Source organism: Sphingomonas sp. 66-10 (assembly GCF_001897045.1).
In the GTDB taxonomy this organism is placed as follows: domain Bacteria; phylum Pseudomonadota; class Alphaproteobacteria; order Sphingomonadales; family Sphingomonadaceae; genus Sphingomonas; species Sphingomonas lycopersici.
On sequence record NZ_MKRR01000097.1, the window covers coordinates 16,473 to 36,350 of the forward strand.

15 protein-coding genes and 1 pseudogene are annotated in these 19,878 nt (G+C 65.5%); 10 read left to right on the forward strand and 6 right to left on the reverse strand.

What is annotated here, in order from left to right; all coding sequences use genetic code 11:
- Positions 1 to 139: 139 nt before the first annotated feature.
- Together BGN95_RS08250 and BGN95_RS08255 are read right to left on the reverse strand one after the other, a co-directional pair.
- Positions 140 to 730 carry a cysteine hydrolase family protein gene (locus BGN95_RS08250; protein WP_286772332.1) on the reverse strand — a complete coding sequence of 197 codons (591 nt, stop codon included), beginning with the start codon at positions 728 to 730 and terminating at the stop codon, positions 140 to 142.
- A complete protein-coding gene (locus BGN95_RS08255) occupies positions 730 to 1,512 on the reverse strand; it encodes a GntR family transcriptional regulator (RefSeq protein ID WP_265312331.1) in 783 nt (260 codons plus the stop codon). Before BGN95_RS08255 ends, BGN95_RS08250 begins: the two co-directional genes overlap by 1 nt.
- A gap of 137 nt (positions 1,513 to 1,649) precedes the next feature.
- Between BGN95_RS08255 and BGN95_RS08260 the strand changes: the two genes are divergently transcribed.
- From BGN95_RS08260 to BGN95_RS08295, 7 genes and pseudogenes are all read left to right on the forward strand, one after another.
- On the forward strand, positions 1,650 to 3,917 hold the full coding sequence (locus BGN95_RS08260) for a TonB-dependent receptor (protein WP_286772333.1): 2,268 nt from the start codon (positions 1,650 to 1,652) through the stop codon (positions 3,915 to 3,917).
- An 18-nt stretch (positions 3,918 to 3,935) separates the two neighbouring features.
- On the forward strand, positions 3,936 to 5,093 hold the full coding sequence (locus BGN95_RS08265; protein WP_286772334.1) for an MFS transporter: 1,158 nt from the start codon (positions 3,936 to 3,938) through the stop codon (positions 5,091 to 5,093).
- Between the two features lie 313 nt (positions 5,094 to 5,406).
- A complete protein-coding gene (locus BGN95_RS08270; RefSeq protein WP_286772335.1) occupies positions 5,407 to 6,792 on the forward strand; it encodes an amino acid permease in 1,386 nt (461 codons plus the stop codon).
- A gap of 59 nt (positions 6,793 to 6,851) precedes the next feature.
- Positions 6,852 to 7,404: pseudogene (locus BGN95_RS27235) on the forward strand (sulfotransferase); the annotation flags it as partial.
- Positions 7,405 to 7,546: 142 nt separating this feature from the next.
- Positions 7,547 to 10,240, forward strand: coding sequence for a TonB-dependent receptor domain-containing protein (locus BGN95_RS08285; RefSeq protein ID WP_286772336.1), 2,694 nt, complete (start codon positions 7,547 to 7,549; stop codon positions 10,238 to 10,240).
- A gap of 13 nt (positions 10,241 to 10,253) precedes the next feature.
- Positions 10,254 to 10,979 carry a PepSY domain-containing protein gene (locus tag BGN95_RS08290; protein ID WP_286772337.1) on the forward strand — a complete coding sequence of 242 codons (726 nt, stop codon included), beginning with the start codon at positions 10,254 to 10,256 and terminating at the stop codon, positions 10,977 to 10,979.
- A complete protein-coding gene (locus tag BGN95_RS08295) occupies positions 10,976 to 11,710 on the forward strand; it encodes a PepSY domain-containing protein (RefSeq protein WP_286772338.1) in 735 nt (244 codons plus the stop codon). The genes BGN95_RS08290 and BGN95_RS08295 overlap by 4 nt, the downstream gene beginning before the upstream one ends.
- Before the next feature lies 1 nt (position 11,711).
- On the opposite strand, the gene hutC is transcribed toward BGN95_RS08295, so the two are convergent.
- The 3 genes from hutC to BGN95_RS08310 all read right to left on the reverse strand — a co-directional run bounded on the left by hutC (position 11,712) and on the right by BGN95_RS08310 (position 15,485).
- The gene (gene hutC / locus BGN95_RS08300; RefSeq protein WP_265312324.1) at positions 11,712 to 12,479 is read right to left on the reverse strand and encodes a histidine utilization transcriptional repressor HutC; all 768 of its coding nucleotides are present in this window, start codon (positions 12,477 to 12,479) and stop codon (positions 11,712 to 11,714) included.
- A gap of 61 nt (positions 12,480 to 12,540) precedes the next feature.
- Complete coding sequence (locus BGN95_RS08305; RefSeq protein WP_286772339.1) at positions 12,541 to 13,095, reverse strand: energy transducer TonB; 555 nt, start codon at positions 13,093 to 13,095, stop codon at positions 12,541 to 12,543.
- A gap of 170 nt (positions 13,096 to 13,265) precedes the next feature.
- Positions 13,266 to 15,485, reverse strand: coding sequence for a TonB-dependent receptor (locus BGN95_RS08310; RefSeq protein WP_286772340.1), 2,220 nt, complete (start codon positions 15,483 to 15,485; stop codon positions 13,266 to 13,268).
- A 284-nt stretch (positions 15,486 to 15,769) separates the two neighbouring features.
- Here BGN95_RS08310 and BGN95_RS08315 point away from each other — a divergent pair, with 284 nt between their 5' ends.
- The 3 genes from BGN95_RS08315 (at position 15,770) to BGN95_RS08325 (ending at position 19,360) form a co-directional block, all read left to right on the forward strand.
- Positions 15,770 to 16,444 (forward strand): response regulator transcription factor, encoded by a 675-nt coding sequence (locus tag BGN95_RS08315; protein ID WP_265312321.1) that lies wholly within the window; start codon positions 15,770 to 15,772, stop codon positions 16,442 to 16,444.
- Positions 16,445 to 16,574: 130 nt separating this feature from the next.
- The gene (locus tag BGN95_RS08320) at positions 16,575 to 16,973 is read left to right on the forward strand and encodes a hypothetical protein (RefSeq protein ID WP_265312320.1); all 399 of its coding nucleotides are present in this window, start codon (positions 16,575 to 16,577) and stop codon (positions 16,971 to 16,973) included.
- Between the two features lie 137 nt (positions 16,974 to 17,110).
- Positions 17,111 to 19,360, forward strand: coding sequence for a CheR family methyltransferase (locus BGN95_RS08325; protein ID WP_286772341.1), 2,250 nt, complete (start codon positions 17,111 to 17,113; stop codon positions 19,358 to 19,360).
- On the opposite strand, the gene BGN95_RS08330 is transcribed toward BGN95_RS08325, so the two are convergent.
- A partial coding sequence (locus BGN95_RS08330) for a hypothetical protein (RefSeq protein WP_286772342.1) occupies positions 19,357 to 19,878 on the reverse strand: 522 nt, incomplete at its 5' end. The genes BGN95_RS08325 and BGN95_RS08330 overlap by 4 nt on opposite strands.

The following is a 19,878-nucleotide window of genomic DNA, read 5'->3' on the forward strand; positions in this document are numbered from 1 at the left end:
GCATAATAATGGCACCCGCCCGCGCGCGGCCAGGCGCCGCCGCCGCGATGCCGGATCGGCGTCGTCCAATGCGGGCGATAGACGCCGTCGAGCTGGATCGGATGATCGAGCGAGGCATAGCCGACAAGCGCGATACGCGTCATCCGAGCGCCGCCTCGGCATCCGCCAGCGCGACGCTCCACCCCATATAGCGATCGATGTCCTCGACCGCCGCGGCCTCCAGATTGGTGCGATTGGAATTGGTCGCTTCGCGCGCCAGCAGGCAGCTGTAACCGAGACCGAAACCATCCTGGATCGTCGCGCGGACGCAGACGTTGGTCTTGACCCCCGCCACCACCAGCCGTTCGATCGCATTCTCGCGCAGCGTCAGGTCGAGATCGGTGGCGAAGAAGGCGCTGAACCGGCGCTTCACGACGACGAGTTCATTGGCCGGCGCGGGCTCGGGCGGGCCGAAGCCGTCGAAGAAGGCGGCGTCGAACGCGCCGTCGACGCAATGCTCGGGCAGCTTGGCGGATTCGAAATCGGCCAGCCCGGCGCGATGCCGGTCGGCGACATGGACGATCAGCCGCCCGCGCGACCGCGCATGGGCGAGCAGCCGGCGCAGATTGGGCACGATGTCCGACGCGGCGGGATAGTAATTCCCGCCCTCCGGATGCAGGAAACCATTCTGGAGATCGACGAGGACCGCGGTACGCTCGGGCGACCCCGCCTCATGCCAGTCGCGGGGCATCAATGCCGATCCGCGACCTGCGAGACCATATGGGCGACGCCGCGATCGCGTGTCAGCCGCGTCTCATAACTATATGAATCACCCACATAATTCGTTTCGACCAATTCGACGATCCGCCCCGCCGCATCATAAGCGCGACGGTTGATCGCCATCAGCGCGGTGCCGGACGGGACGCCGAGCAGCGCCGCCTCCTCCGGCGTCGCGGCGCGCGCGCGGAGCAGTTCCTCGGCATGATCGACATGGATGCCGGCTTCCTCCATCGCCTGATAAAGCGAGAAGTCGGCGGCGTGGAGCAGTTCGACGCCGTCCGCGGTCAGCGCCGGCACGCGCTCCGCGACCTGCTCCGGCACGACCGAATTGTGCAGCGCCCAGGGCGTGTCGTCGACCAGCCGCAGACGCGACAGCCGGACCGCGGGGCCGCCGCAGCCATATTGCTGCGCCTCGGCGGCGGACAGCCGCGTGAACCCCAGGATACGATGCGTCGGCACGCGTCCCTGATCGCGCACCGAATGCGAAAAGCCGGTCAGGAATCCCGGCTGACGATGCAGCGACGGCCGCGAAACATAGGTGCCATCGCCCTGCCGGCGATGCGCCAGCCCCTCCTGAAGCAGGATTTCGATCGCGCGAACCACCGTCCCCCGACTGACGCCATATTCGCGGCACAATTGCGCCTCGCTGGGCAGCTGGTCGCCCGGCTGCCAGCGCCGCGACAGGATGCCCGCGCGCAGCTCGGCCGCGATCCGGATGTAGAGCGGCCCGTGCCGCGTAAGCGCGTTGGTCATGCGCCGGAGCTTAGCATTTAAGGTTGACTAGTCAACCGTCGACAGCATGGTCGCACCTTTGAAGAGAGATATTTGTCAGGTTGACTAGTCAATCGATCATTCATAAGCCTTTGCCCGATAATGTTAGGGGGTGGGGTATGATTCCGAACGTCCATCGACTGCTTCTCCAATCGACCGCGCTGCTGCTGATCGGCACGGCCCCCGCCGTCGCCGCGCCTGCGGACCCGGCATCCCCCCAGGCCAAAGCCGGCGCCGTCGAGGGCGGCGACATCGTCGTCACGGCGCAGCATCGCGAGGAGCGACTCGACAAGGTCGGGATCACCATCGACGCCTTCGACGGCAATCGGCTGCGCGAGGAAGGCGCGACCAGCGTGCGCGATCTGACGATGTACACGCCCAATCTCGCGGTCCATCTGCCGTTCGGCGAGAACAGCTATCCCTCGATCACCCTCCGCGGGATGAGCGCGGACAATTTCAACGAAAGCGCCCCGCAGACCACCGGCGTCTATGTCGACGGCATCTATCAGTCGTCCTCGCCGATGCTCGCCTTCCAGATGTTCGATCAGGAGCGGGTCGAGGTGCTCAAAGGCCCGCAAGGGACGCTTTACGGCCGCAATACCACCGCGGGCGCGGTCAATTTCATCTCGCGCCAGCCGAGCTTCACCCCCAATGGTTATGCGCAGATCGATTTCGGCCGGTACAATTATCTCAACGTCGAAGCGGCGATCGGCGGCCCGCTCGTCGGCGATACGCTCGCCGGGCGGATCGCAACCAAGGTGGTGCGCCAATGGGACGGCCCGCAGACCGATCGCAGCGGCGGCGATCATTACGGCCAGATCCGTACCGCTTTCTTCCGCGGCTCGCTGCTCTTCACCGACAATGACGGGCTGCGCATCACCGTCACCGGGCACGGCGGAGTCGATCGCTCGGATACCTGGCCGTTCACCTCGGTCGCCGCATTGGTGCCGGCGGGTCAGCCCAATGCCGGGCAGATCTGCCCGCAATTCCTTGCCGGCGACATCGCCGGCGCGAATGCCAATTGCGTCGACGTCTCGGGCTATCACAAGCAGACGAAGAGCGTCCACGACAACCCCCGCAGCCTCTACGGCCGGCATGACAACAGCACCTACGGCGTCGTCGGGCAGATCGACTATAGCTTCGGCGCGGTCCGCCTGACCTCGGTGACGGGCTACGACCATCTCAAGCGGCGCGAGGGGCTCGACGAGGATGGCGGCGCCAATGTCGTGACCGATACGATCCGCGGCAGCACCGTCGATCAATTCTCGCAGGAATTGCGGCTCGCGTCGGACGACGACGGCGCCGCGCTGACCTGGATCGCGGGCGCTTATTATTCCTGGGACCGCCTGACCGGCAACCCGATCTTCTCGTCCGATTTCCGTGACTGGTTCGGCGGTGCGGTCGCCGATTATTCGAAGCTCTCCACCCGCACCGGCGCGATCTTCGGCCAGCTCGACTATCGCCTGACCCCGACGCTCAAGCTCACCGGCGGGTTGCGCCAGACCTGGGTCGGGCGCGATTTCACCTATCGCTCGGTCTTCACCCCGACGGGCGGCACCGGTGCGACGACCTTCGCCGGCAGCAACAAGCTCAACCAGAGCGACTGGTCGGGGCGGATCGCGCTCGATTATACGCCGAGCGACCAAGTGCTGATCTACGCCAACATCTCGCGCGGGTTCGACGCCGGGACGTTCAATTCCTATTTCCTCGGCAGCCAGGCGGCGCTTCAGCCCACCCGTCAGGAACGCGTGACGGCCTATGAACTGGGGATCAAGGCGTCGGTCGCGCCCGGCGTGCGGATCGAGGCGGCGGCCTTCTACAATCGCTGGACCGATATCATCGTCACCGCGATCGAAAATCGCACCGGGGTCAACGCCCCTTACCTCACCAACGGCAAGGGCGCCGATATCGCGGGCGGCGAGCTCAAGCTCGCGCTCCGCCCGGTCCGCAGGCTCAGCATCGACGCCGGCGCGAGCTATACCTACCAGAAGCTCGACACGCTGCGGCAGCAGAATCTGTTCGGCACGATCGTCGACCTCGCCGGTGGCCGGCTGGCCAATTCCCCCGAGTGGACGCTGAACGGCTCGGCGCGCTATGCCGCCCCGGTCGGCCGCTACACGGTCACCCCGTCAATCGACGTGAAATACGAAAGCCGCTCGCAGCGCGACCTGCTCAACACGAAAATCCTCCAGACGCCGCCGCACGCCTTGCTCAACGCGCGCCTGATGATCGAGGACGGCGCCGGCTGGCAGGGATCGCTGTGGGTGCGCAACCTGACCGACATCCGCTATGTCGCAGAGGCCTATCAGGTCGTCTCGGGCGGTTATGCCGGGCTGGTCTATAACCTGCCGCGCACCTATGGCATCAGCCTGTCGCGCTCGTTCTGACCTGAGGGGGGCGGATCGATGATTGCCGAACCCGATCGAGCGCAACCCGTCGGCCGCGGTGCCATTGCCGGCGCGATCGCGCTCTATATCGCCGGCGGGCTCTTCTGGGCCTTCCTGCCCTTCTTCGTGAGCCTGCAGACCGAACATGCCGGGATCGGCGCGGCCGAGGCCGGGCTGCTCGGCACCGCCTATCTCGCGGGCTTCACCGTCTCCTCGATGCTCGCGGTGTGGTGGGCGGGGCGGATCGCGCTCCGCCCGGCGATCGCGGGGGCGGCGGTGGTCATCGCCGCCGCCTTCTGGCTGCTGGGGGTGAGCGGGGCGTTTGCGGTCGCGCTGGCGGCCTGTTTCGTCATCGGCAATGCGATGGGCGGCTTGTGGGTGATCGCCTATCGCGTGCTCGGGCTCGCGCCGGTCCCGGCGCGCGCCTTCGCGATTGCGATCGGGCTTTCCTATCCCGCGCTCGCGCTCGTCACCTTCACCGCCGGACAATGGATCATCCCGCGATCGGGGCTGGCAGGGGTGCTGCTGACGATTGCCTTGCTGGTCGGCATCCTCAGTCTCGGCGGGACGCAGATACCGCGGCGTTTCACCCCCGCCGTCGCGGCCGACCGGCAAAGCGGTGCGGGCGCGACGGGCGCGGGGGTATTGGCGCTCGCCGCTCTATTCTTCACCGGTTTCGCCTTCGCCTGCATCTGGTCGTTCGCCGCCAAGATCGGCGCGAGCATCGGGATCGACGCGGGCGCCGTCGGCGCGGTGCTGTCGTCCAATCTGTTGCTCACCGGGTTCGGCTCGCTGGTCGCCTCGGCAACGGTCGGGCGGACACGCCACGCGCTGCCGCTGCTCGGCGCGCTGGCCGTGCTCGCGCTGTGCGCGGGGCTGTTGATGCTGCCGCTCACGCCGTTGCTGTTCGCGGTGGCGCTGGTCAGCCTCGGGTTCGGGATCGGCGCGGTGATGCCCTATCAGCTCGCGGCGATCTCCGACGCCGATCGCAGCGGCGCGCTCACCAGCCTGATCGTCGCGGTCCAGGGCGCGGGCAGCGCGCTCGGGCCGCCGCTCGCCGGGCTGATGTGGGACGCCGGCGGCCCGGTCGCGATCGCCGGCGCCGGCTTGCTGCTGATCCTCGCCGGCACCGGCTGCTCGATCCTGGCGATACGGGGCTCGTCCGTCCGCGCCTGACACCGGCCGTGGATCCGGCAGGCGCAGGGCAAGCGCGGCGGCGGCATCAGAAAAACTGTTATCGCCGTTCAGCGCCGCTGATCTTCCGATGATCAGCGATCAACTATTTGTAACGAAGTTCCATTTTCCGCCGAAGCGACGACGGTTTCGCCGCGCCTGCGCCGGGAGTTGCCGATGCCTGCCCGCGTCGCCGATCGCGGCGTTGACGGCGTTCATTCTATCGCGGCTAATCGCAATTCGAACCTTGTCCACGCGTCGCGAAATCCGGCGGCGGGCGGAGGGAAATGCCGAAACGGCTTCGGAGAGCGCGCGTATGACGAACCGGGATCCCGGCCAACACGAAACGCTCGCTCATTCGCTGCAGCCGCGCCACGTCACGATGATCTCGCTCGGCGGGATCATCGGCGCGGGCATCTTCGTCGGATCGAGCGCGGCGATCAACGTCGCCGGGCCTGCGGTACTGTTCACCTATGCGATGTGCGGCACCTTGGTGTTCGTGATCATGCGGATGCTCGGCGAGATGGCGATCGCCCGCCCCGGGGTGGGCACCTTCACCGGCTATGCGACGCTTGGGCTCGGGCCGTGGGCGGGGTTCGTCACCGGCTGGCTCTATTTCTATTTCTGGGTGGTGACGATCGCGGTCGAGGCGATCGCCGGCGCGGCGATCCTGGTGCAATTGCTCCCGATGCCGGCGTGGCTGCCCGGCACCGGGCTGATCCTCGCGACGATGCTGATCAACCTGCTTTCGGTGCGCGTCTATGGCGAGGCCGAATTCTGGCTCGCCGCGCTCAAGGTGGTGATCATCACCGCGTTCATCGTGATCGGCGCGCTGCACATCTTCGTCTTCGGCCCGGGGGTGAGCGCCACCGCGGCGGCGATGAGCGCGCACGGCGGAATGTTTCCGGCCGGCTGGGCGGCGATCTTCACCGCGATACCGATCGTCATCTTCTCGATGATGGGGAGCGAGGTCGCGACGATCGCCGCGGTTGAAACCAAGCATCCGGCCGAGAATGTCGTGCGCGCCGCGCGCACCGTGACGATGCGCATCCTGTTCTTCTATCTCGGCTCGATCGCGGTCATCGTCGCGATCGTGCCGTGGGATCAGATCGTCCCCGGCCATTCGCCCTTCGCCGACGCGATGACCCGGATCCGCATCCCAGGCGCCGCGCCGCTAATGGCGGCGGTGGTATTCACCGCGGTGACCTCGTGCCTCAATTCGGCGATCTACGTCACCTCGCGGATGCTGTACGAAATGGCGGAGCGCGGCGATGCCCCGCCGGTCTTCGCCCGCGTTTCGCGCCGGCGCGTCCCCAGCCTCGCGATTCTGGTGAGCTGCGCCGCCGGCTTCGCGATGGTGCTGATCTCGGTGATCTCCCCCGAACGCGCCTTCGTCTTCCTGCTGCAATCCTCAGGGGCGATCATCCTGTGCGTCTATCTGCTGATCGCGCTGAGCCAGATCGCGTTGCGCCGCCGGCTGGAAAGTGCGAGCGAGCCGCTGCCGGTGAAGGTCTGGCTGTTCCCCTATGTCAGCTATGCGCTCGTCGCGGCGATCCTCGCGGTTCTGGCGCTGATGGCCACCCAGCCCGATCTGCGAGAACAGGTCGGATTATGCGCGATCCTGTTCGTCGTGGCGCTGGCCGCTTACCGGTTTCGCCGCCGCACCCGATCGCTCGCCGCGCGTTCGGAAATCGTTTTTTAGAGGAAGGACCGGCATCTGGATCGATGTCAATAAGTCCGCATTATGCAACCGATGAGCTTCCCGCGACATTGACCTCACGCGGCCATGCGCCCAAGGCCTGCGGCTGGCAGCGGGAGGCAATCGCCTCCTACTGCGCCGCGATTTCGGCGCGCCCCGACCTCGACGATCCTTATTATTCGCTGGCCGATCCCAAGACCTATCGGTTCGAGGACGAGGAAGTTATCGCGATGCACCGCCAGTAGCGCGGGAAGATTTGCGGCCGATGGATCGTGTCCACCTCAATTTCGCGCCGGGCAAGGCTGCCCCGCGCCCGATCCGATCTTCATCCTCGGCCTGCCGCGTGCGGGATCGACCCTGCTCGAACAGATCCTCGCCTCGCACAGCCAGATCGACGAAATCGACGGCACGCTCGAGCTTCCCGACATCCTCGCGCTCGCCCAGCGCGCGGTGCGCACCGCCAGCTCCGAACAGGTCCGCCGCCCGCTCAACACCAGCGGCGTCGCGCAATGGAAGCCGTTCGAGCCGTGGCTCGGCCCGCTCAAGGCGGCGCTGGGGCGGCTTATCCTCCCGCCAAGAAAGGAAGAAAAATTTCGCGACAAAAGTGAGGGATAAGGAGATTTGCTGCGTATTACCGGCGTACGATATACCTTGATGAAATCGATATAACTATTTGAAATTTAATGAAGAATTCATATTGACCTGTATATACAATTGATGCTCCTTCCGGGTCATTACGAATCGGGGGAGAGTCAAAATGAGCAAGAAGGGGGCGCTGCTTTGCGCCGCGATGGTCGTCGCCTATGCGACACCGCTACACGCACAGCAGTCGCAGGCCGAACCGGCCGCCGGCAACGACACGTCGGGCGACGTCGTGGTCACCGGCTCGCGCATCCGCCGGCAGGATCTCGCGGGAGTCGCGCCCGCCACAATCGTCTCGGCCGAACAGATCGAGAATACCGGCATCGTCAACATCGAGACGGTGCTTCAACGGCTTCCGTCGGTCGCGGGCGCCGCGGGCAACCAGACCTCGGCTTATTGGACCAGCAACGGCTATGGCACCGCCCAGGTCAATCTGCGTGGGCTCGGCATCAAGCGCACCCTGGTTCTGCTCAACGGGCGCCGCCTCGTGGCGGGCGGTACGGGCGCCAATTCTTCGCCCGATCTCAATATGATCCCCGTCGTGGCTTTGGGGCGGACCGAGGTGCTCAAGGACGGTGCCTCGGCAATCTACGGCGCCGATGCGATGGCCGGTGTGGTCAATCTGATCACGCGCACCGATTATGAAGGGCTCGGCGTCAGCCTGCGCAACGGCATCACCGAACGCGGCGACGGATCGGATTTCACCGCCGACCTGATCTGGGGCATCCGCAACGAGCGCGGCGGCTTCATGGCCGCGGCGACCTATCAGAAGACCAGCGCGGTCAATATGGCGAGCCGCGCGCCCTGCTCGCTCGCCGAAACGACGCCGGGCAAGCTCTCGTGCATCAACAGCGCCTCCACGATCGGCGGCCGTGCCGTGCTGCCCAACGGGCAGCAAATCAACTTCAACCAGATCCCCGGCGGCGACGGCAATTTCTACGAGCCGTACAGCGCCGCGAAGCACAATTTCAATTCCAACCCTTTCCTCAACGCAGTGAGCCCGGTCGAACGCATCAGCACCGCTTTTTTCGCCGATTACAAGGTGACCGACGGCATCACCGCCTTCGGCGAATTCCTTTACACCTATCGCAAGTCGAACCAGATCGCGACGCCGGGCACGCTGCGCAATCTCAGGATCGCGGCGACCAACCCGACCAATCCGACGGGGCAGGATATCGTCCTGATCCAGCGCCGCCTCGCCGAGCCGGGGGGGCGCCGCTTTTTCCAGGAGACCGATACCTGGCAGGGCACGTTCGGGTTGCGCGGCAAGCTGGCGAATGACTGGGCGTGGGAGGTCGCGGGGAGCTTCGGCCGCAATACAGCGATCGATGGCTCGACCAACATCGCCAATCTCGAACGCGTCGCCAATACGCTCGATACCAGCAAGTGCAGCGCGACCGTCGGCGCGGCGATCCCGTGCGGCGATTATCTCGGCTATGGCGATCTGACGCCGAAAGTTCTCGATTATATCCTGTTCACCTCGCGCGATCGCGGCGGCAACGAACTCGCCACGGTGACCGCGGACATCAACGGCAATCTCTTCCGCCTGCCCGCCGGCCCGGTCGCCTTCGCGGCGGGCGCGGTCTATCGCAAGGAAAAGGGCTGGCGCGATCCCGATCCGCTTACCGTGCTCGGCGTCGCCAATACCAACCAGCAGGATCCGATCTCGGGATCGAGCACCGCCAAGGAAGCCTATTTCGAGCTTTCGGTCCCGGTGCTCGCCAACACGCTTTTCTTCAAGGCGCTGACGATCGACGGCGCGGTGCGCTATTCGAACTATGACCTGTTCGGCAGCGACTGGAATTACAAGCTGAGCGCGGATTGGGTGGTCAGCGACGGCATCCGCCTGCGCGGCACCTATGGAACCGGCTTCCGTGTCCCCAATGTGCCCGAACTGTTCGGTGGCGTCTCCGAGGGGAATCTCACCACGACCGATCCGTGCAGCCGCTATGCGCAGAGCGGCAATGCGACGCTGATCGCCAATTGCCGCGCGTCGGGCGTGCCGGCCAATTATGTCCAGCTCGGATCGACGATCCTCACCACCAGCGGCGGCAACCAGAAGCTCAGGCCGGAAAGCTCGACGAGCTGGACGATCGGCACCGTGCTCCAGCCGCGCACGCTCGTGCCCGGCCTGTCGCTCACCGCCGACTGGTTCGACATCGATATCAAGGATGCGATCCGCACCATTCCGGGATCGACCAAGCTCGCGGTCTGCTATGCCAGCGCCAATCTGTCGCACCCGTTCTGCGGCGATTTCACGCGCAGCCCGCTCACCGGCGAAGTCACCTATCTGTCGGCCCAGCCGATCAATACCGGGCGCGAGCAGATGAACGGGCTCGATCTCGGCCTCGTCTATGAACGCAGGATCGGCGCGGTCGCGCTGACGGTCGATCTCAATGCCACCTATCTCAACAAATATGTCGTGATGCCGTTCGCCGGCGCAGAGCCGATCGTCTTCGACGGCTTTATCGGCGGTGGCAATGGCGGCTATTCGAAATGGCGCGGCTATGGCGTGATCACCGCGGCAAGCGGCGGCGTCACCGCAACCTGGTCGACGCAATGGATCGGCAAGGCGACCGATTTCAACGCGAAGCCGGGCCAGATCGGCTATAAGACGCCCGACGTGTTCTACCACAATGCACAGCTGGCGTTCGAAATCGACGCGAAGACCCGCTTCCAGGTCGGCGTCGACAATCTGTTCGATCGTAAGGCGCCCTATATCCAGAGCTTTACCGACGGCAACACCGATACGATGACCTACGACCTGCTCGGCCGGCGGTTCTACGTCGGCATGCGAACGGCCTTCTGAAGCGTATAGGGCGATGGCACGCACAATCCGCTGGCCGCTCGTCGCACGGCGGTTCCACAAATGGCTCGCCTTGCTCGTCGGGGTTCAGGTCGTGCTGTGGACGCTCACCGGTTTCTACATGGTGGTCGTCCACATCGATACGATCCACGGCGATCATCTGGTTCGCGCAGCTTCGGCCAGGGCGGTCGATTTGCGCGCCATCGCCCCGCCCTCGCGGATCCTTGCGGCGCGTGCCGACGTCTCGGAGCTGCGGCTCCAGCATCATCTCGATCGACCGGTGTGGCGCGCGGAAACGCGGGGCGGCGCTGCGCTGTTCGACGCGCGGAGCGGGCAGCCGCTGCCCCGGCCGACCGAAGCCGATATTCGCGCGCTGGCGCGGCGCGCTTATGCCGGGACCGGCGACATTGTCTCCGTGCGGCTGCTCACGCGCGCGCCGCAGGAAATGCAGGCGCGCAAACCGCCCTACTGGCAGGTCGAGTTCGCCGGCTGGAACCGGCCGACCTTCTATCTGTCGCCGGCGACTGGCGAACTGATCTCGCGACGCCACAATCTGTGGCGCATCTTCGACTTCGCCTGGATGCTTCACATCATGGACTATGACGCGCGGACCGACGTCAACAATCCGCTGCTGCGGGTCGCGACGTGGAGCGCATTCGCCATGGCCGCGAGCGGGGCGTGGCTGCTGATCTGGGCCTTTCCACGCAGGAAGAAGAAGAAGAAGAAGGAGGCGGCGATATGAAGCGTATCCGCTTGTCGCCCTTGCTGTTCCGCCGGATCCACAAATGGGTCGGGCTGATCCTCGGCATTCAATTCCTGCTCTGGGCATTGAGCGGCTCGATGATGGCGCTGCTCGATAAGGATGCGGTCGGCGGTCACGACATGCCGGCCGAGCACGCGCTGCCCCTGCCCACGCAGACCTCGCTGATCGCCCCCGCTGCGCTCTCCGCGTCCGCGCCGATCAGCGGCCTCGCGTTGCGCACGCTTGCCGGGCGCCCGGTCTACGAGCTGCGCACGGCCAACGGCATCCGGATCGTCGATGCGATCGACGGCCGCCCCCTCACGATCGATGCGACGATGGCGCGCGCGGTCGCCGCATCGGCCAATCAGGCACCGGTGCGGCAGGTCGAGCGGCTCGCCAAGCCCAATCTGGAGGCCCGCGAGCATAAGGGTGCGATGTGGCGGGTCGATTTCGCCGACGCGGCCAACAGCAGCGCCTATGTCGCCGCCGACACCGGACGGTTGCTCGTCATGCGCGGCGATACGTGGCGGACGTGGGACTTCTTCTGGATGCTGCACAATATGGATTATGTGAGCCGCGCCAGCTTCAACCACCCGCTGATCATCGTCGTCGCCTTCGGCGTGCTGTGGCTCTCCGGGACGGGCTTCTACTTGCTGTTCAAAAGCTTCAACCGGGTCGATTTCCGCTGGCTGCGACGGCGGCGGCGCGTGGTCGCCAAGCCGGTCGGATAGGTCAGACGCCCGGCACCGAGAAGCTGGCGGAAAGCTCGAAACGATGCGCCGGATGGGTCAGGCAGGCATGCGAGACCAGCCGTCCCCGGCTCCAGGTCTGACGGATCATGATGAGGGCCGGTTCCTTCTCATCCAGCCCGAGTAACGCGCGGGTCGAAGCATCGGGCATCGCGGCGCGCACGCGGTGCTCCACCCGCTCGAGCGGGGCGATCCGCGTCAGATATTCGTTGGGCGTGGTGCGGGTGAAATCGATCCTGCCATAATCGGGGGCCGCGGATGCCAGCACGATACGATCCTCGAGCTGGATCGGCCACTCGGCCTCGTGGTGGACGATGATCGAGTGGAACAATCGCGTCCCGGCGGGAACGTGCAGCAGCGCCGCGGTCGCCACCGTCGCGCGGACGATGTCGTTCTGCACCACCCGCGCGCGATAGGCGTGGCCGCGCGCGCGGACCTCGTCGGCGATGTTGCGGATTTCGATCATATGGCCGATCGGCCTTGGCTCGGCGACGAACGACCCGCTCCCTGCTCGCCTGACCAGCATGCCGGCGCTTTGCAATTCGCGCAACGCGCGGTTGACCGTCATGCGCGATACGCCGAACCGCGATACCAATTCGGCCTCCGACGGCACGCGATCGCCCGGACATAATTCGCCGGTCCTGATCGCCTCGCTGATGAAATGTTTGATCGCCGCATAATGTGGCGTGTGAGGATTTTGCCCCGCGTCCCGCCCGTCCGTTGCTGCGTGTTTGGCGAGCGTCGCTGTCATGCGCCCGCTATATCGGCCTTGCGCAATCGGCGCCATGACTTCGGCGGCGCCATGATATCGATCAGCGCTCCCTCAGCTCGAACGGGATGCGGACGAGCCCCCGCACCTTGCTTGGCCGCCCCTCGATCACCGTCGCGGACCAGCGCCAGCGGCGCACCGCGGCGAGTGCGACCTTGTCGAGCCGATCCGACCCGCTGCTTTCGGCGACCGATATCGCGCTGACCCGGCCCTCCTCGTCGACCACGACGAGCAGAACGACGGTGCCCGTTTCGCGCCGACGTCGCGATTCCACCGGATAACGCGGGGGCTCGGCCGAGAGCAGCCGGGTATCGAGGTTGACCAGCGCCGGCGGCACGGATGCGACCGTCGCGGCTTTCGCCACGATCGGCGCGACGGGCTCGGGCGCCCGTGCGATCTCGACCGTGACGGGCGCGGTGGGCGCCTTGACGACCGACGGCGGTGCGACGACCGATCGCGGCGTGGGCGGGCGGTCGACCGCCGGCTTCGTCGGCAGTTCTACCGGCGCCGGCGGCGGTTCGAGCGGGAGGAGCCGGACCACCAGCGGCGTATGCGGCAGACGCCGGACGACCTCCACCCCGGCATATTCGAGCGCCACGATCCCCGCGGCATGGGCCGCGACGATCGCGGCAAGCGCGACCCAATGCGGCCGGCGCGCGGGCTCGTATCGCCCGCGCGCCTCCCCCTCTCCTGCCGACGGCGCCGGGTCGACCGCCCGCGAGACGGCCGATCTCGTTGCGCGCGCGCGGGGCAGGCCGGGCGAGATGATCAGAACCGCGCGTTGAGGCCGAGCTTGAACGCGGTCGGCGAGCCCGGCGTGTGGTTGGTGTTGCTGTGCGCATAGAGGAAATAGCGCTTGTTGAAGATATTCTCGACATTGAGCTGGAGATCGAGCTCGGGCGCCACGCGGAAATAGATCGCGCCGTCGAACCGGGTATAGGCCGGCATCGTGACCGCATTGTCGGTGGCCGAGAAGCGCTTGCCCTGGTGGATCATCCCGACCGCCACGCCCAGCGCCTCGATCGGATCGAACCGCGTCCACAGCGACGCCGCGTTCCTGGGCACGTTGGGGACCAGATTGCCGCGCTGGACGGTGCCCGATTGCGAGTCCAGGAATTTCGCATCGGTATAGGTATAGGCGCCGATGACGCTCAGCTTGTCGGTGATCTCGCCCTGCGCGCTGAGCTCGAAGCCCTTGGTGCGCTGGCGGCCGATCGGCACGGTCGGCGAGCGCGGGTCGTTCGGGTTGCTCAGCGCGAGCACATTGTCGCGATCGAGCTGGAACAGCGCGGCGGTGACATTGAAGGTCGGGACGATATCCCATTTCGCGCCGATCTCGTAATTATCGTACCGTTCTGGCGCGAGGTTTTCGGTCGACAGCGACAGCCCGGTGAGCTGGTCGCCCCCGCGCGGCAGATAGGTCCGCGAAAAGGCCGCATAGATCGACGCCTGTTCGACCGGCTTGAAGATCAGCCCGGTGCGCGGCGACCAGAGAATGTCGGTCGCCTCGAGATCACGGCGCTGCGTCGCGGGGAAGCCTACGGTGCGGCGATCGTACACGCTGGTCGTGATATGTTCGTAGCGGAGGCCGAGCACGACATCGACCATCGGCGAAAAGGCGATCTGATCCTGGATATAGCCCGCCGCGACCGTGGTGATGCCGCGATTGTCGTTGCTGGTCGACGTCGGCCGGAAGAGGATATCGGGGCGACGGACGCGCGGCGACGCGATCGTCGCATAAATCTTGGAGACGCCGTTGGCATTGGTCGCGGTCGGGAATAAGCCTTCGACGCGGAAATTGTCGCTAACTTGCCGCCCGAGTTCGACCCCGGCCAGCAGCGTGTGCTCGATCGCACCCGTGGCAAAGGCTACGTTGAGATCGGTCTGGTTGATGAGGTTCTGACGCTGCGTCGTCGCCTGGTAGCTCTGAATCTCGACGATCGTCCCTGCGGCATAGCTGCCGCGCGGCAATCCCTCCGGGTTGACCGAGGTCTTGGTGTTGACCGCGCCGGGATAGGTGTTGCGATATAATTTGCTGTAATCGGCATAACGCGTGCGGTTGCGGATCGACAAAGTGTCGCTGAAGCGATGCTCGATGTAGAGCGTCACCGCATCGGTATTGGTCCAGGTCGGGCTGTTCTGCGGATCGCCGAAGAACCGCTCGGGCGGCGTTTCCAGCGGGCGCCCGAGATAGGCCGAAACCCCGCGGTCGGCGACGCGATCGTCCTGAAAATGCTCGTATCCGGCGGTGATCGTCGTCTTGTCGTCGAGACTGAACGTAATCGTCGGGTTGAACCCCCAGCGGTTGTAATTGACCCCGTCGCGATAACTGTTGCTGTCCTGATAGACCCCGGTCAGCCGCACCGCCACCGCCCCGCTGAGCGGGGTGCCGACATCGAATTGCGCGCGCTTATGCTCGAAACTGCCGCCCTCCAGCCGGAAGGCGCGATGCGGGGTCCAGTCCGCGACCTTGGTGACGCGGTTGACCAGCCCGCCGACGCCGCCGCGGCCGAAGATCATCGCATTCGGCCCCTTGAACACTTCGAGCCGCTCGATGTTGTAGAAATCGCGATAGGTCTGGATGTCGTCGCGGATGCCGTCGACGAAATAATCGCCGGTGGTGGCATTGCCGCGGAAGATCAGCGTCTCGCGATTGCCCTCGCCCTGCGCGACGAATACCCCGGGGACGTAGCGGGTCGCCTCGGCGATGCTGCCCGCGGCCTGATCGAGAATTTGCTTGATCGGCACCACCGTCACGCTTTGCGGCACGTCGATCAGCGGCGTATCGGTGCGGGTGGCGCTGATGCTGCGCGATACCTTGTAGGAGGTTTCGGCCTCCTTCTCGTCGATCGCGGTATCGGTCACGACGACGCTGCCGAGCTCGGCCGGCTCTTCCTGCGCCTGCGCCGCGGCGGGCGACGCCGCCGCAACGGCGACCGCGATAGACAATGCGCGCGGTGAAACATGCGCCAAAATACTGAGTTTCATCAAATCCCCCTGCCCGCCTCGGCTATTGCGAACCATTTGCATGACGCGCTTGGCGCGCTGGCGGGCGGGGATCAACTCGGCATCGCCTACATTGGGCAATCGTATTGCAGCCCCAATGTAACCCCAATTTACAAGACGACTGTCCCGGCGCGCGCCATGTTGCCCCGGCGCCGTTGCTTGGCGCCGCGCTGGGTCGATTGGGCGATCTCGTCGGATGAGATGGTGCTTTTGCCGGCGGGCGGGCGGCGGTGGAGAGGCGGCGTATCCGCGAGTTAGGATGTGAAATGCGCGTGTTGGTGATCGAGGACGATGCCGGAACAAGGGCGTTCGTGGCGCAGGGGCTCGCCGAAGCCGGGCATCGCGTCGCGACCAGCCCCGACGGGCGCGACGGGCTGTTTCAGGCGACCAGCGGCGATTTCGACGCGATCGTCGTCGATCGGCTGCTACCGGCGCTCGACGGGCTCGCGCTGGTCAAAGCGTTGCGCGCCGCCGGCGAAGCGACGCCGATCCTGATGCTGAGCGCAGCCGGTGGGGTCGCCGATCGCGTCGAAGGGCTGGAAAGCGGCGCCGACGATTATCTGGTCAAGCCATTCGCCTTCTCCGAGCTGGCCGCGCGGCTGACGGCGCTCACGCGACGACCGGTATTGCGACGCGACCCGCATCGCTTGACGGTCGGCGACATCATGCTCGATTTCGATCGCCGGACGGTCGAGCGCGGCGGCCGGCGCATCCATCTGCAACCGCGCGAATTCGCGCTGCTTGCCGAGCTCATGCGCAATCCGCATCGGGTGATGACGCGCACCATGTTGCTCGAACGCGTATGGGATCTCGATTTCGACCCCAAGACCAACATCGTCGAGACGCATCTCTGCCGGCTGCGGTCCAAGCTCAATGCCGGCTTCGACGAAGATGCGATCGAGACGGTGCGCGGCGCCGGTTACATGATCCGGGGCGGCTAGACGCTCTGTCGCCCGCAACGTCGAGGCGAAGTTCCTGACGCACCGCCAAATCACCGGATCGTCGCCCCGGCGCAATGTTGACGTCATCTTCTTCATGCACGAGCGCGCGTCGATGTATCGGAGTTTGCGCATGAATTTCCGCCCCTTCCCGCCCCGCCCGCGTCGCTTCCACCCGCTGTTCGGCGCCTTCGCGCTGGCCGGGGCGTTGCTGGCGGGTTGCTCGGTCGATATAATGCGCGGCTATGTCGGGCGCTCGCCCGAGGACGTGATGGCGCGTTATGGCCCGCCGATCGACGTTCGCGATCTCCCCGACGGCCGGCGCGCCTATCAATGGATGCAGAGCGAAACCGAAACGAGCGGCGGCGAAGCCGTCTCGCGGGTCGAACATCGCGGCGATCATCCTCGCACCCGTGTCGAATATTCGCCCACGACGACCAGGGAGAAGCGCTGCTTCTACACTTTCTACGCTCACCGCACCCCTTATGGCTGGCGGATCGAGGATTTCAGGCGCCCCGAATTCGGCTGCTGACCCTCACCATCTTTTAAGCGCGCGCGCCGAGCGGTCACCGTTTCGGCGCGTTCGCACGTTCGGTCTCCACTCGCCAGTGGACGCGCGCGCGGCGCGCGCCTAGCAAGCTAATCGCCGCTGCGAACAAGAGAATGAACATGGTAGAACGCGCCACCCCTGATCCCGAATTCGAAGCGTTGCTGCGCCACATTCAGGAAAGCCGCGGGCTCGATTTCCGCGGCTATAAGCGCACCAGCCTGCGCCGCCGGATCACGTTGCGGATGGAAGCGGTCAACGCGGAGAACTTCGCCGCCTATCGCGCGCATCTCGAAGCGCAGCCGAGCGAATATGAGGAATTGCTCAACACCGTGCTGATCAACGTCACCTCCTTCTTCCGCGACGAAGAAGCTTGGGCGGTGACGCGCGACAAGGTGATTCCGCAAATCCTCGCCAACGCCGAGGAAGATCGCGCGATCCGCATCTGGAGCGTCGGCTGCGCGAGCGGCGAGGAGCCCTATTCGATCGCGATGCTGCTCGCCGAGGCGATGGGGATCGGCGAATTCTGCCGGCGGGTGAAGATCTACGCCACCGATCTGGACGAAGAAGCGCTCAAGGTCGCGCGCCTCGCGACCTATTCGCCGCGCGAGGTCGACAGCGTGCCCCCGGACTATCTCGAAAAATATTTCGAGCGCACCAACAATCATTACGTCTTCGAGCGCGAGCTCAGGAAGTGCGTCATCTTCGGCCGGCACAATGTCGTCCACGACGCGCCGATCTCGCGCATCGACCTGCTGACCTGTCGCAACCTGCTGATCTATCTTGAGGCCGAGACCCAGGCGCTGGTGCTGCCACGGCTGCATTATGCGCTCAACGTCGACGGCTTCCTGTTTCTCGGCAAGGCCGAGACCCAACTCGCGCGGTCCTCGCTCTTTCGGCCGGTCGATATGAAACACCGCATCTTCGCCAAGGTGCCGCAGGAATGGCGCCGCCCGATCAACGGCAGCTTCACCGCCGGCCGCGCACCGCGGCTCGACGTGCCGCTGCCCGACAGCCATTTGATGGAAGCGGTGCTCAACGAGGCCGGCACCGCCTTGCTGGTGATCGACGCCGCGGGCGCGGTCGCGCTGGCCAACCAGCCGGCGCGGATGCTGCTCGGCGTCGGCGAGGCCGATGTCGGTCGCCCGTTCCAGGATCTGCCGATCTCCTATCGCCCGATCGAATTGCGCGGGCCGATCGACGAGGCGTTTCGCAGCCGGCGCGGGGTGCGGCTCGAAGATCAGGAATATCGCCTCAACCAGAGCGAGGTGATGCGGCTGACGATCGACATCCGCCCGCTGCAGCGCGCCGACGGCAGCGTCCACGCGATCCTGCTCGCCTTTCACGATCACACCGGAATCCACACCTTACGCCGCGAACTTGAAGCGGCGCAGGAGAATCTGGAGCAGTCGATCGAGGAATTGCAATCGGCCAACGAAGAGCTCGAGACGACCAATGAGGAGCTTCAGTCGACCAACGAGGAGCTCGAGACGACCAACGAGGAGCTCCAGTCGACCAACGAGGAGCTCGAAACGCTCAACGAGGAAGCGCGCTCGTCGAACGAGGAAATGGAATCGGTCAACGAGGAACTGCGCATCCAGGCCGAGCAGGCCGCCGGCTATCGCCTCCACCTTGAATCCGTCCTCAGATCGATGAACGCCGGGATCGTCGTGCTCGACGCGCGCCACACGATCCAGAGCTGGAACCGTTGGAGCGAGAACACCTGGGGGCTGCGCGCCGAGGAGGTGGCGGGCACCAGCTTCGACAAGCTCGACATCGGGCTGCCGGTGCTCCAGTTGCGCGACAGCCTCATCGCGGTGCAATCGGGCAGCGAGGAACATGCCGAGCGCCAGCTCGAAGGCGTCGATCGTCGCGGGCGGCGCATCCTGTGCCGCGCGCGGGTGACCGGGCTGATCGACGAGAACGGCGCCAATCACGGACTCGTGCTGGTGTTCCAGGACATCACCGAGGAACGCACCAACGAGGATTTCACCCGCCATCTCGGGCGGGTGCTCGGCGCGGCGCTCAATCAGATCTATTTCGTCGATCCCAAGACGCTGCGCTTCCTGCTCGTCAACGATGGCGCGCAGAAAAAGCTCGGGCTCACCACACAGCAGCTGATGCAGATCGCCCTGCCCGATATCCTGCCGAGAATATCGGCCGACGATCTTCACGCGCTGTTCGCGCCGCTGATCAGCGGTGAGCAGGCCGAGATCGTGTTCGAAACGGCCTTCCGCGCCGCCGACGGGAGCGAATTCCCCGCGCAGGCCTGCGTCCAGTATTTCCCCGACGAGGCGCCACCGATCCTCACGCTGATCGTCCAGCAGACAGGCAATCGCGCGGAGATCGGCGCGGGAATCGATCGCCGCTAGGCCTCGCCCTCGCCGAACGATTTGCGCAGGCTGATCATCGCGTCTTCGAGTGCGCTGATCAGCCTCCCCGATTCCTCGGAAGCCTCGCTCCAGCGTCGCGCCGCATGCGTCATGCCGCGCGCGACGGCGTTTTCCAGCATCTGTTCGAACAATTTGAGTCGATCGCGATGGGTGCGCACCGCGACGCTGAGCGCGCGTTCCAATTCGTCGCATTGCGCCGCCGCGAGCCCGAGCGGGGTGAAGGCATGCCCGACCTGGCAGCGAAAGCGCACCTCGCCGTCCGAGACGATGCAATTGAGCACCCCGCCGCAATCGGGGCAGGACAAATGGCTCGGATCTCCTGGGGCGACGATCTCCGGTTCGGCCACGGCAAACTCCTGTGCGGCAATGCGATCCTCGATCAGATATTCGCGCGGAATGGGAATGCTGGCGGCGGCCTCTTCATGTACCAATTGCATCAGCAGCGCGGGCAATTGATCGAGCGGCACGACATGATCGACATGATCGCGCTTGAGCGC

Coding starts and splice junctions, on each gene's coding strand:
- BGN95_RS08250 (WP_286772332.1), bottom strand. CDS start 730: ATGCCCCGCGACTGGCATGAGGCGGGGTCGCCCGAGCGTACCGCGGTC.
- BGN95_RS08255 (WP_265312331.1), bottom strand. CDS start 1,512: ATGACCAACGCGCTTACGCGGCACGGGCCGCTCTACATCCGGATCGCG.
- BGN95_RS08260 (WP_286772333.1), top strand. CDS start 1,650: ATGATTCCGAACGTCCATCGACTGCTTCTCCAATCGACCGCGCTGCTG.
- BGN95_RS08265 (WP_286772334.1), top strand. CDS start 3,936: ATGATTGCCGAACCCGATCGAGCGCAACCCGTCGGCCGCGGTGCCATT.
- BGN95_RS08270 (WP_286772335.1), top strand. CDS start 5,407: ATGACGAACCGGGATCCCGGCCAACACGAAACGCTCGCTCATTCGCTG.
- BGN95_RS08285 (WP_286772336.1), top strand. CDS start 7,547: ATGAGCAAGAAGGGGGCGCTGCTTTGCGCCGCGATGGTCGTCGCCTAT.
- BGN95_RS08290 (WP_286772337.1), top strand. CDS start 10,254: ATGGCACGCACAATCCGCTGGCCGCTCGTCGCACGGCGGTTCCACAAA.
- BGN95_RS08295 (WP_286772338.1), top strand. CDS start 10,976: ATGAAGCGTATCCGCTTGTCGCCCTTGCTGTTCCGCCGGATCCACAAA.
- hutC (WP_265312324.1), bottom strand. CDS start 12,479: ATGACAGCGACGCTCGCCAAACACGCAGCAACGGACGGGCGGGACGCG.
- BGN95_RS08310 (WP_286772340.1), bottom strand. CDS start 15,485: ATGAAACTCAGTATTTTGGCGCATGTTTCACCGCGCGCATTGTCTATC.
- BGN95_RS08315 (WP_265312321.1), top strand. CDS start 15,770: ATGCGCGTGTTGGTGATCGAGGACGATGCCGGAACAAGGGCGTTCGTG.
- BGN95_RS08320 (WP_265312320.1), top strand. CDS start 16,575: ATGAATTTCCGCCCCTTCCCGCCCCGCCCGCGTCGCTTCCACCCGCTG.
- BGN95_RS08325 (WP_286772341.1), top strand. CDS start 17,111: ATGGTAGAACGCGCCACCCCTGATCCCGAATTCGAAGCGTTGCTGCGC.